The organism is Kitasatospora sp. NPDC088391 (genome assembly GCF_044753345.1).
GTDB lineage: Bacteria > Actinomycetota > Actinomycetes > Streptomycetales > Streptomycetaceae > Kitasatospora.
Window position 1 is genome coordinate 19,151 of sequence record NZ_JBIVNB010000020.1, and the last position, 12,065, is coordinate 31,215.

Annotated in this window: 8 protein-coding genes; 3 read left to right on the top strand and 5 right to left on the bottom strand. The window is 75.9% G+C overall.

Annotated features, from left to right (window positions below):
• Positions 1–75 precede the first annotated feature (75 nt).
• From ACIQBJ_RS34565 to ACIQBJ_RS34575, 3 genes are all read right to left on the bottom strand, one after another.
• The gene (locus ACIQBJ_RS34565) at positions 76–363 is read right to left on the bottom strand and encodes a WXG100 family type VII secretion target (protein ID WP_400718688.1); all 288 of its coding nucleotides are present in this window, start codon (positions 361–363) and stop codon (positions 76–78) included.
• Between the two features lie 74 nt (positions 364–437).
• Complete coding sequence (locus ACIQBJ_RS34570; RefSeq protein WP_400718690.1) at positions 438–737, bottom strand: WXG100 family type VII secretion target; 300 nt, start codon at positions 735–737, stop codon at positions 438–440.
• A gap of 180 nt (positions 738–917) precedes the next feature.
• On the bottom strand, positions 918–2,501 hold the full coding sequence (locus ACIQBJ_RS34575; RefSeq protein WP_400718692.1) for a type VII secretion protein EccB: 1,584 nt from the start codon (positions 2,499–2,501) through the stop codon (positions 918–920).
• A 267-nt stretch (positions 2,502–2,768) separates the two neighbouring features.
• On the opposite strand from ACIQBJ_RS34575, the gene eccE reads away from it, so the two are divergent.
• From eccE to ACIQBJ_RS34590, 3 genes are all read left to right on the top strand, one after another.
• The gene (gene eccE / locus ACIQBJ_RS34580; protein WP_400718694.1) at positions 2,769–4,148 is read left to right on the top strand and encodes a type VII secretion protein EccE; all 1,380 of its coding nucleotides are present in this window, start codon (positions 2,769–2,771) and stop codon (positions 4,146–4,148) included.
• Positions 4,148–4,906 carry a hypothetical protein gene (locus tag ACIQBJ_RS34585; RefSeq protein WP_400718696.1) on the top strand — a complete coding sequence of 253 codons (759 nt, stop codon included), beginning with the start codon at positions 4,148–4,150 and terminating at the stop codon, positions 4,904–4,906. Before eccE ends, ACIQBJ_RS34585 begins: the two co-directional genes overlap by 1 nt.
• Before the next feature lie 170 nt (positions 4,907–5,076).
• Positions 5,077–7,071, top strand: a complete 1,995-nt coding sequence (locus ACIQBJ_RS34590; protein ID WP_400718697.1) for an AAA family ATPase — start codon at positions 5,077–5,079, stop codon at positions 7,069–7,071.
• A gap of 93 nt (positions 7,072–7,164) precedes the next feature.
• On the opposite strand, the gene ACIQBJ_RS34595 is transcribed toward ACIQBJ_RS34590, so the two are convergent.
• Complete coding sequence (locus tag ACIQBJ_RS34595; RefSeq protein WP_400718698.1) at positions 7,165–8,109, bottom strand: bifunctional riboflavin kinase/FAD synthetase; 945 nt, start codon at positions 8,107–8,109, stop codon at positions 7,165–7,167.
• A 62-nt stretch (positions 8,110–8,171) separates the two neighbouring features.
• Positions 8,172–11,861, bottom strand: coding sequence for a serine protease (locus tag ACIQBJ_RS34600; RefSeq protein WP_400718700.1), 3,690 nt, complete (start codon positions 11,859–11,861; stop codon positions 8,172–8,174).
• Positions 11,862–12,065: the final 204 nt, after the last annotated feature.

Sequence of the window (12,065 nt, forward strand, 5' to 3'; positions counted from 1 at the left end):
CGCGAAGGGCGGGCGCCCCTTGGGACGCCCGCCCTTGTCAGAACGCTTGTGCTGCCGACTTCCCGTCAGGGAAGGTCAGGCCCAGAGGTTGGCGTTCTTGCTCTCGGTCTGCTGGTAGCTCTGCGCGGCGTTGTCCAGCGCGGAGGCAATCTGGCCGAGGACCTGCTGCAGGTCGGCGGCCTTGTTGTCCCACTCCTGCTGGCGGGCCTGGTAGCCCTGCTGCGCAGCACCCTCCCAGGTCGAGGCGATCTTCTGCACGCCCGACTTGAGGTCGTCCAGCTGGTTCTGGATGCGCGAGGCGGTCTGCCGCACCTCGGTGCTGGCGTTCTGGATGGTGTTGAAATTGACGAGAATGCCGGCCATGTGGTCTCTCCCCTTCGATGGATGCATGGCGCGCCTCCCCCGGAGACGCGGAATGGCGAAGCGCCCGACTGGCGTCAGGCGATGCCGCCGACAGCGGCGCGCTGCTCGTCTTCGGTCATCGAGTAGAGCTTGGTGGTCGCCTCGATCGCCTGACGGATCTCGTCGAGGACGCGGTTGAGCGCGTTGGCGTCCTCGTTGAAGCGCTCCTGCATCTGCTTGTACGCGTTCGCAGCCTCGCCGCTCCAACCGCTGGAGATGTCGGAGACCAGGTTGTTCAGGCGACCGATCTCGCCCTGCACCTGCTGGTTCACCTCACCGATGCGGTTCGCGAAGGCGATCATTTCTTCTGCGGTCGTCGTGAACTGACCTGCCATGATCCACCGTCCCCCATGAGACAGACTACGTCCGCACGTCCCTGTGGCGAACGTGCGTACGGGCACCACGGTGTGGTGCTCCCAAGCACTGTAACGGCCAAGTGCGGTACGCCCAACACCGGGTAGCGGGTAGTTACCAGACCATGACACGGGAGTCCCGCACCCGGCGTTGACGATCCGTCAGGCGTTCTGGGCCTGAAGTGCGGTGTTGGTGTTGAGGACCGGTCCGGCGGGCACCAGCTTCGACCAGGCGGCGGGCACCATGGGCGGATTGACGTTCTTGAAGCCGAGGCGCGCCTGGGCGGCGTTCTTGGTGTCGCCGCCGCCCTGCCCGTTCTGCTGCGGCGCGGGCGTGCCGCCGTTCGCGCCGTCGTCGTTGGCGGGCAGCGAGTAGCGCAGGCCCGCGTCGGTGATCAGGAAGTCGCTGCCGGAGCCGGCCTGGCCGTCGACGCTCGCCACGTCGCCGTCGACGGCGCGGTACAGCAGGCCGTGACCGGGTGTCACGTGGGCGCTGACCGAGCCCGCGGTGACCGCCGCCGGGTACTCGGTGCTCGCCCAGACGGTGCGCTTGAGCTGGCCGTTGTCGAAGCCGTTGAAGGTCGAGCAGATCACCGTGCGACCGGCCTTGTCGCTGCTCAGGTTGACCGCCGGGGAGATCTGCTTCGGCAGGTCCTTGGCCTCGTCGATCAGCTGGGTGCTGATCCGGTTCTGGAGCTTGTCGATGTCGCTGGCGCCGATCTCGGTGATCACCGGGGTCTCGGAGCCGTACGCGCCCTGGTTCTTCGGGTCCAGCCGCATCAGGTCCGCCTGGAACTGGGTGATCTTGTACAACTGCTGGGCGCCGACCGCGTAGTAGACGTCCTGGAACTTCACCAGTCGGCCGACCTTGCGCAGCGCCTTGTTCGACAGCTCCAGCTGGGAGTCGGCGGTGGTCCCGGCGGTCTTCACGCTGTCCACCCGCGGGAAGACCACCGGCTCGCCGTTGGCGAGGGTGGCCAGCCACTCGGCGGTGACCTGCTGCGGCTTGCCGTCCCCGAACAGCGCGCGCGGCAGGGCCTTGTGGTCGTCGTCCGAGGTATCCAGGCGGCCGACGGCGTGCTTCACGCCCTGGCCGTCGATCAGGAACATCGAGCCGTCCTTGGTGCCGTGCGGCGGCTCCTGGACGAACAGCGACTTGCCGTCGCCGATCACCCGGTCCGGCGAGGCCAGCGTCTTGACGTCGGCCCCGGCGGCGACGAACACCGACTGGTTGACCGTCGACTGCAGGTTGTCCTTGCCCATCTTGTCGCAGACCGACCACACCTTGGCGGCGCCCGCGTCGTCCGCCTTGGGCAGCTTGTCCGGCGCGTACGGGATGCCGATGGTGGCGCCGCGCCGCGGGTACTTGTCGAGCACGTCGTCGGCGACGGTCTGCACGGTGGCGCCCTCGGAGAGCACCAGCCGGGCCGAGGACATGTTCAGCACCTGGTGCAGCGTGGGCTGCCCGGTCTTGCTGTCCGGCAGGACCACGTAGCGGGTGGTCGAGGACTTGCCCTGGATGATGAACTTGCCGTTGTCCCAGTTCGGCGGCGCGGCCGGCTTGATGACGCCCCACATGCCGAAGCCGGCCACGATCACCGCGCCGACCACGAAGCTCGGCAGCACCGCACGGATCGGACGGGGCGCGTCCTCGTCGTTCCCGCCGCCGCCCGGCTGCAGGAAGGCCCCCACCATCCGCTTCCGGGCGAAGGTGTAGGCGTTCAGCTCGTCCCGGCGTGATGCCATGCTCGTCCCCGTCTCCCCTGTGTGACCCGACCTGCGGGTGTCAACGCGCTTGCTCCGTGCGTGAGTCTGCCACCCGGCGGTCGACCGGCACCGGTGACCCTCGTACGATGCGGCAGCAGACGGTGAGTACGGTAACGGGTAGGCTCCGACGGTCCGCCATCCGGGCCGTCGGCACCGGAACGGGGGAACCGCCGGACCGGCCCCCTCGCCCGGGGGCGCCGACGGGGATCTGACGGGACTTCTGAAGCAGAGAGGGCAATTCGGGGGATGCCAAGCCAGTCCGCTCCAGCACGACGCTCCACCTCGCACGGCCGGAGGCCGGACGGCCCGGGCGGACACCGGGCCCGCGGCGCGGCGCCCGCCGCCCCGGTCGGCCCGGTCGGGGTCCGGATGCTGCCCAGGCCCGGGCTGCTGGCCCGCCGCCTGGAGCTCAAGCAAATCGTCCAACTCGAGGTCGCCGCCGCCCTGGTGGCGGTGGGCTGGACCATCGACCCGATGATGGCGGGGATCTTCGCGGTGCCCGCGGTGGTCCTCCTGGTGATCGCGCTGCTGCGCCTCGGCGGCCGCACCACGGGTGAGGCCATGACGGTCCGCAGCGCCTACAACTCCCGCCGCCGGGAGGCCAAGTACAACGTCCCGCCGCCCGGCACCGACCCGGCGCTGGCGCCGGTGCTGGAGCTGGAGCCGGCCCTGCGGACCTGCACCCACGCGATCGAGACCGACCTCGGCGACGGCCGCCCGCTGCGCCGCGAGACCGGCATGGTCGGCGACGGCACCTTCTTCACCTCGGTGCTGCTGGTGCAGTCCAAGGACCAGCCGCTGCGCCCCGGCCGGGGCGCCTCCGGCCTGCCGCTGGACCTGATCTGCTCGATCCTCCAGGTCGACGACATCGGTCTGGAGTCGGTACAGCTGATCCAGCACACCCAGCCCGCGCCCGCCCCGCACCTGCCCGAGCACTCGCTCGCGGCCCGCGCCTACCAGCAGGCCCCGGGCGGCGTCAGCACCCCGGCGCTGCGGCTGACCTGGGTCGCCCTGAAGCTCGACCCGGAGCGCGCGGCGACCGCCGTGCTGGCCCGCGGCGGCGGCGAGGAGGGCGCCCGCAAGGCGCTGCAGCGGGTCACCGACCAGCTCGCCGGGCGGCTGAACAGCGCCGGCTTCACCGCGACCGTCCTGGACGAGCGGGAGCTGATCGCGGCGCTGGCCATCTCGGTGTGCGCCAACCCGGTGGCGGTGGCGGGCCGGCAGGGCTCCGGCGGCGGGGTCGGCGTCGCGCGCCGGGCCCAGGAGTCGGCGAAGTTCTGCCGGATCGACGACCGCTGGCACACCACGTACTGGATCTCCAAGTGGCCGACGCTGTCCCGGCCGGGCGCGGGTGACGGCCGGATCGCCGCCCCCGAGCTGGTCAACCAGCTCACCGGCACCCCGGCGTTCGCCTCCACCTTCACCGTCACCGCGACCCGGGCGATGGGCGGCTCGGTGGCGCTCAGCGGCCACCTGCGGCTGACCGGGCGCAGCGAGAGCGAGGTGGGCCAGGTGGGCCGCCTGGTGGAGTCCCGGGCGCAGCACGTCGGCACCTCCCTGACCCGCCTCGACCTGGAGCACGCCCCCGGCCTGCTCGCCACGCTGCCCCTGGGAGGGACGTCCTGATGGCCTATCAGACCTACTCCGGCCAGGCGCCGCAGTCCGTCGAGCAGCGCCAGGTGCGGGTCCGTCCCGGTTTCGGCCTGCGCGGGCCGCGGCGCGAGAAGCACGTCCTGACGGTGGACGAGCTGTCCGCGCTGTCCTTCCCGGTCGGCGACGACGGCGTGGTGGTCGGTGTCGACCAGCAGCAGCAGCCCACCGTGATGGGCCTGTTCCGGCCCGTCCCGTACGAGGTGGCGCTGGTCGGCGGCATGTGGACGGCGCAGCTGATCGCGCTGCGGGCGGCCGCGACCGGGGCCCGGATCGCGGTGGAGACCGGCCGTCCGCAGGCGTGGGCGCCGATGGCGCAGGCGGCGGGCGGCGGGCAGCCGTGCGTGACGGTCCACCAGGTGGGCCGGCTGGGCGCGCAGGGCGCCTCGGTGGCGTCACCCGTCCTGGTGGTTCGTGACCTGGGTGCGCGGCCCTCGCGCAGCCGGCTGTCGGCGGCGCCGTGGCAGACCACGCTGACGGTGCTGCCGTACCTGGGCCCGAACGCGTCCCGGGTGCTGAACGCCGCCGACCTGGTGGGCCTGCAGCGGATCTCGCCGCAGGAGTCCGAGGTGGTGGGCCGGATGCTGTCGCTCGGCCCCCGCGACGTCACCACGCTGCCGACGCTGCCGGACAACGTCACGCTGTGGGCGACCCGGATGCGCCGCCAGTACGTGCTGACCAACCCGGGCGAGGCCGAGACCCAGGTGCTGGGCATCCCGCGCCGGATGGACTGACCGCGGACCGGCCGGGCCGCGGGCCGCTGGGGGCGGCCGGGGATCTTCCCGGCCGCCCCCTGTCGGCCTGCGGCCCGGGAACCGCCTTCAACCCGCGGTTGCTTACCGCCTAGTCTTAATGCTCGACGGCAAGCGCCGAAGCAGCTTCGGCGAGAACGAGGGAGCCCCCAGTGAGCAGCGATCGGGACGGCGTCTACGTCGGCGACAACGCGGCCGAGGACGACGATGACTGGTCCGACGCCCCGGACTACACCCCGCCGTCCTGGTACACCCAGAGCGCCGCTCCGGCCGCGCCGACCGCTGCCGCGCAGCCACCGGTCGCCCAGCCCCCGGTGGCCCAGCAGCCGCCCGTGCAGGCCCAGCCCCCGGTGCAGCCGCAGCCGGCCGTGCCGGAGCAGCAGGCCGCGCAGCCGCCGGTGCAGACCCAGGCCGCGCCGCCCGTCGCCCAGCCCCCCGTCGCCCAGCCGCCCGCCGAGCCGACGACCGCGCAGCCCCCCGTGCAGGCCCAGCCGCCGGTGCAGCCGCAGCCGGAGCAGCAGGTCGCGCAGCCGCCGGTGCAGACCCAGGCCGCGCCGCCGGTCGCGCAGCCCCCCGTCGAGCCGACGACCGCGCAGCCGCCCGTGCAGGCCCAGCCCCCGGTGCAGCCGCAGCCGCCGGTGGTCCAGCAGCCCCCCGTGCAGGCCCAGCCGCCGGTGCAGACCCAGGCCGCGCCGCCGCAGTACCCGCAGCAGGGCGGCTACCCGCAGCAGGGGCAGCCGCAGCAGCAGCCGTACCCCCCGCAGTACCCGCAGCAGGGCGGCTACCCCCAGCAGGGGCAGCCCCAGCAGCAGCCGTACCCGCAGCAGGGCCAGCAGCCGCCGCCGCAGTGGCCGGTGGACCCGCGGGCGGGCGGCTGGCCGCAGGCCGGTCCGCACAACGCCCCGCAGGCGCCGGCGCAGTTCCAGCAGCCCGGCCCGCAGGCGGCGGCGCACGGGGCGGCGCTGGGCTACACGGCGGCGGTGGAGCTGTCCTCGGACCGGCTGCTGCGCGGCCAGCCGAAGGCGCAGAAGCAGTCCCGGTTCCAGTTCGGCGGCAAGTCGGCGCAGGCCGACAAGCAGCAGAAGCTGGAGCTGATCCGGCACCCGGTGATGACCTGCTACCGGATCGCGGTGATCAGCCTCAAGGGCGGCGTGGGCAAGACCACGACCACCACCTCGCTGGGCGCGACGCTGGCCAGCGAGCGGCAGGACAAGGTCATCGCGATCGACGCCAACCCGGACGCGGGCACCCTGGGTCGCCGGATCAAGCGGCAGACCGGGGCGACCATCCGCGACCTGGTGACGGCGATCCCGCACGTCCGCAGCTACATGGACGTCCGCCAGTTCACCTCGCAGGACCCGAACTCGGGCCTGGAGATCGTCGCGAACGACGTCGACCCGGCGGTCTCCACCACCTTCGACGACTCGGACTACCGCCAGGTCATCCAGGTACTCGGTCAGCACTACCCGATCATCCTGACCGACTCCGGCACCGGCCTGCTGTACTCGGCGATGCGCGGCGTGCTGGACCTCGCGGACCAGCTGATCGTGGTGGCCACGCCGAGCGTGGACGGCGCGTCCAGTGCCTCGACCACGCTGGACTGGCTGTCCGCGCACGGGTACGCGGACCTGGTGCAGCGGTCGATCACGGTGGTCTCCGGGGTGCGCGAGACCAGCAAGATGATCAAGGTCGAGGACATCGTGGCGCACTTCCAGACCCGCTGCCGCGGCGTCGTGGTGGTGCCGTTCGACGAGTCGCTGGCGGCCGGCGCCGAGGTCAACCTGCAGATGATGCGCCCGAAGGTCCGGGACGCCTACTTCGAGCTGGCGGCGCTGGTCGGCGAGGACATCGCCCGGGCCCAGCAGGGCAACTGGCAGCAGCAGCAGGGCGGTTGGCAGCAGCAACAGGGCGGCCAGACCTGGCAGGGCCAGCAGCAGGGGGTTCCGCCGGAGCAGCAGGGCTACCCGCAGCAGGGCGGCTACCCCCAGCAGGGGGGCTACCCGCAGCAGGGCCAGCCCTGGCAGCAGCCGCCGTACCCGCAGCAGGGCGGCTACCCGCAGCAGGGCCAGCCGCAGCCCGGTTACGGCTACCCGCCGCCGCACGAGGCGCCGCCGCCCGGCTACGGCTACCCGCCCCACCAGGGCTGAGCACGCGCCGACCGGCCCCCCGCGGAAGAGCTTCCGCGGGGGGCCGGCGCGTTCCGGCGGGGCCGGTCGGGCGCGGGCGGTCGGGCTTGGGGGTCAGTCGCGGGCGGTGAGGTCCCGGGCGCGCTTGACGTCCTCGGCCATCCGCTCCAGCAGGGCCTCGATGGAGTCGAACTTCTCCATGCCGCGCAGCCAGGCCAGGAAGTCCACGGCGACGTGCTGCCCGTACAGGTCGAGGCCGACCCGGTCGATGGCGTAGGCCTCGACGGTGCGGTGGGTGCCGTCGAAGGTCGGGTTGGTGCCGACCGAGATCGCGGCGGGCATGGTCTCGCCGTCGGCGGTCAGCCAGCCCGCGTACACGCCGTCCGCGGGGATCGCCGAGTGCGGGACGGTATCCACGTTGGCGGTGGGGTAACCGAGTTCGCGGCCGCGCTGGGCGCCGCGGACGACCTCGCCCTCGACCCGGTGCGGCCGACCGAGGATCTCGGCGACGCCCGCCATGTCCCCCTCGGCGACCAGCCGCCGGCACAGCGTGGACGAGAACGGCTCGCCGCCGCCCGCGGTGCCGCGCACCTGCAGGTCGACCACCTCGACGGTGAAGTCGTCGGCCGCGCCGAGTTCGGCGAGCAGCGCGACGTCGCCCGCCGCCCGGTGCCCGAAGCGGAAGTTGGGGCCCTCGACCACAGCCTTCGCGCGCAGCGCGTCGATCAGCACGGAGCGGACGAAGAACTCCGGCGACTCCTGCGAGAATTCGGCCGTGAACGGCAGCACCAGGACGGCGTCCACGCCGAGGTGGTCGATCAGCTCGGCCCGCCGCGGCTGCGGGGCGAGCAGCGGCGGGTGGCTGCCGGGGCGGACCACCTCGCTCGGGTGCGGGTCGAAGGTGACGACGACCGACTTCGCCCCCAACTCCCCGGCCAGCTCCACCACCCGGTTGACGATCAACTGGTGTCCGCGGTGGACCCCGTCGAACGATCCGATGGTGACGACGCTGCGCCCCCAGTCCCCGGGGATCTCCTCCAGGCCGTGCCAGCGCTGCACCTGACCGCTCCTTGTTCCTACGGTGTGCACACCCGTGCACTCGAAAGACCGAAACCGAACCCCTATAGCGTGCCATGCGACCGGCCCTGCCCAGGTACCGGAAGGCCCCCGGTGTGACCGGTCGGACGGCCGCCGGGCCGGTCGACCTGTCGCTCCGCCTCCGCCGCGGCGTACTGCGGATCGCGTCCCGCCGAGGTCAGCGCCCGCATCCGGGCCAGCCGGGGCCCCTCGGGGAGCGGCGGGGCGTCCTCGGGCCAGGCCGCCAGCAGCCGGGCGAAACCCGCCCAGCGGCCCGCGCAGCGCACCAGGACGGCGTCCGCGCCGGGCCAGTGCCCGGCCACCCGGGCCAGCAGCAGGCGCACCCGCCGCTCCGGGTGCCCGGCGTGCCGGGCCGCCAGCGCCTCGACCACCGCGGCCAGCACCCCGGGGTCCCGCTCGACGGCCAGCAGGGCGTCCAGCAGGGCCTCCCGGCTCTCCCCGGGCGAGGCCAGCACCGGCGCCAGGACGGCCCGGGCGGCGGGGTCGGCGGCCAGCACCGCGGGCAGCAGCGGACGGCCGTCCCCGCCCGCGTCCAGCAGCGCGTCCAGGTGGGCGGCCACCGGGGCGGCCGCCTCCGGCCGCTCCCGCAGCAGGTCGGCGGCGAGCAGCGTCCCGGCCCGCGCCACCGCCGGGTCGGCGGCCCCGGCCAGCACCCGCAGGCCCTCCTCGAACCGGGCGCCGGGGGCCCGCAGCCGCTCCCGGACCTCGGCCAGCACCGGTGCCGGGTGCACGTCCAGCAGGCCCGCCAGCACCTCGGCGGTCAGGAACGGGTCGCCCGCCCGGTAGGCGGCCAGCGCCGGCGCCAGGTGGTCGGCGCCGTCCCGGGGGTCGCGCACCAGCACCGCCAGCGCGGCGCCGTGCAGGGCCGGTTCCTCCTCCCGGGCCAGCAGCGTCCGGGCGGCCAGCCGCAGCAGCCGGGCGCCCGACCCGCCGGCGTGCGGGGCGGCCCGCAGGGCGTGCACGGCGGCGGCGACGTGCCGCTCCGGGCGCGGGTCGTGGCTCCACCGGTCCACCGCCCGGCAGAGCGCGGACGGCTCGTCCGCGGCGAGGCGGCCGAGCAGCGCGTCGGCGCGCGGGTGGGCGGCGGCCACCAGGGCCTCCGTCAGGCCGTCCAGGGCCAGCGCCCGGTGCGCGTACAGCAGTTCGTCGGCGAGGTCGGCGGCGCCGTCCCCGGCCTCGTACCAGGCGCACAGCAGCGGCAGCACGGTGTGCGGGTCCGCCGTCAGCAGGTCCGCGGCGGCGCGGTGGAGCACCGCGAGCCGGTCGGCCGGGCCGCTGCCGGCCGCCAGCCGTCCCAGCAGGGCGGCCCGTTCGGCGGTCGGCAGCGGCAGGCCGGTCCAGAACTCCGGGCCGAACCGCTCGTCCCGGCCGGCCCGCCGCGCGAGCAGTTCCAGCACCTCCCGGTGCGCCGCCGGGTCCGGGCTGCCCGCGAGGCCCTCGGCGAGCAGCCGGCCCGCCCACCAGTCGGCCTCGCTGCCGCGTTCGGCGCGCTCCAGTGCCGCCCGGGCCCGCTCCAGCAGGCCGTCCAGCGCGGCCGCCCCGCGCACCTCCCCGAGCCGCCGCAGGGCCCCGACCACCACCCCGGCCCGGCCCCGGCCGACCCCGCCGACGGCCTCCCCGCCCGGCCGGGGCACCGGCCCGGGCACCCGGCCCGCGCGCCGCTCCGCCAGCACCACCACTCCGCCCGGCCCCGCGGGGCGCGCCCGGGCCGGTCCGCCGCCCGGCTCCCCCGCGGCCGGTTCACCACCGCCCGGCCCGGCGCACACCCGGCAGGCGGCGCCGCCGTCCTGACGGCCCGTCACCCCGGTGTCCGCCGCGACGCCCTCCCGGTCCGCCGCCCCGTCCGCCCCGCCGCCGCACGCCCGGCAGCCGCCCCCGTCCTCCCGCGGCCCCGCCCCGTCGCCGTCCTGACGGTCCGTCGCTTCGACGTCCTCCTTCGGGCCGCCCTCCCCCGGGCCGTCCTCCTCCAGCAGCAGGCGCAGTGCCGCGTCGAGGTCGAGGTGCAGGCTCTGCAGCCACTCGCCCCACTCCTCGTGGCCGGCCCGGTGGCCGGTGCCCGCCGGGACGAGCAGGCGCTCCTCGCGGACCGCCCGGGCCCAGCCGCCCGCCGCCGGGAAGAGCCGGTCGAAGTCGGCGGCGGGCAGTGCCCCGTCCCCGGCGCCGAGCATCAGCCGGGCGGCCTCGTGCAGCCGCCCCGCGGCGACCGCGGCGAGCCGGCGGACCTGCCGGGCGTCCTCGGGGGGCGGGACGGGGTCGCCGCGGCGGTGGCGGCGCGGCCCGCCGGGGGCGGCGGCGATCCGGCGGGCGACGGTGAGGCAGGCCAGGTCGAGCCAGCCGTCGAAGAGTTCGGCGCGGCTGCCGACGGGGCCGTGCACGCCTGCGGTGCGCAGGTCGCCGGCCAGCCGGAGGGCGAGCGGGTGGCCGCGGTCGGCGGTGCCGAGGAAGGTCTCGGGGAGGCCGTAGCGGCGCCCGGCCCGGGCGGCCGCGTCGTCGGTGAGCGGGCCGAGCCACAGGGCCCGGGCGGCGGCCCGCCAGGGGCCGAGCTGGTCCCAGCCGTCGGGGCGGCAGGCGACCAGGGCCCGGACCCGGTTGCCGCGCAGCCAGTCCAGCCCGCCGGCCAGCCAGCGCGCGGAGAGCATCAGCGGCGCCTCCTCGGGGGCGTCCAGGACGAGCAGCAGCGGGCGCCCGGCGTCGGCGCACAGCGCGGCCAGTTCGCCGGGGTCGGCCTCGGGGACGCCGAGGGCCCGGGCGGCCTCGGCGAGGCGGCGGCGCAGCGGGTCGCCGAGGCTGCGGTCGCCGGCGGCGAGGTCGGCGCCGCGCAGCCAGAGGGTGGGCAGCGGGTGTTCGGCGGCGGCCCGGCGGACGGCGAGCGCGGCGAGTTCGGTGGTGCGGCCGCTGCCGGTGCCGCCGAGCAGCACGGTGAGGGTGTCGCCGGGTTCCTCGCCGCTGAGCCCGTCGGGGCGGTCGACCCGGTCGGCGGCCAGGTCGGCGACCCGGCCCGGCCCGGCGGTGGCGGCGTCCAGCTGGGCCTCGGCCAGGCGCAGCGCGCCGCCCAGGTTGAGCGCCCGGCCGAAGGCGGGGACGTCGGCGGCGTTGCGGGCGAGCAGCCCGCCGAGCGGGTCGGTGTCGGGCGGCGGGTCGTCGGCGGTCAGCGGGACGGCTGCGACGCCCGCGCCGGGGACGGCGCGCACCCGGGGCGCGATCACGGCGAGCACCGCGCCGGTGGCGGGGTCGAGGACGGGGGCGCCGGCGGTCGGGGTGGCGGCGAGGTCGAGCACCAGGACGCCGGGGACGGTGCGCACCCGCGCGCCGTCCGCGCAGCGCCCGCTCTCCCGGCCGACGGGGCCGCCCCGGACCAGGACGGGAGTGCCGTCCTCCCAGCGCTGGTGCGGCACCACCACGGGGCCGCCGACGGGGCCGCGGCCGATCGCCAGCGCCGGGCCGGGGACGCCGCCGACGGCGGCGGTGCGCAGCAGTGCGAGGCCGCGCGCGGGGAGCAGGTCGACGCTCTCGGGGCCGAGCACCCGGGACTGCCCGCCGGGGGTGTGCAGCACCAGCCGGGGCAGTCCGGCCACCGCCTCGTGCGCGGTGACCACCGTGCCGTGCCGGTCGGCGACGAAGCCCAGGCCGCACAGCCGGCCCTGCGCGTCCCTGATCCGCAGCAGCGCCGGTGCCGGATGCCCCGCACCGACGGCGCCCGTGTCCTCGCCCATCTGGCCAGTCCTCCCGCCGGGCCGCGGCCCCTGGCCCGCCCGGGGCCGGGGTACGGCCGCCGTACACGCCGCGGTCAGCTTGCCCCCCACCAGCCCCACGGCACCCCGTGCGCCCCTCTCACCACACCGCTTCACTCCGCGCGCCCCCTCCGGGGCCCGCGCGCGGGCGGAGCGGAGCGGGCCCCGAGCGCCGCCGCCGGGCAT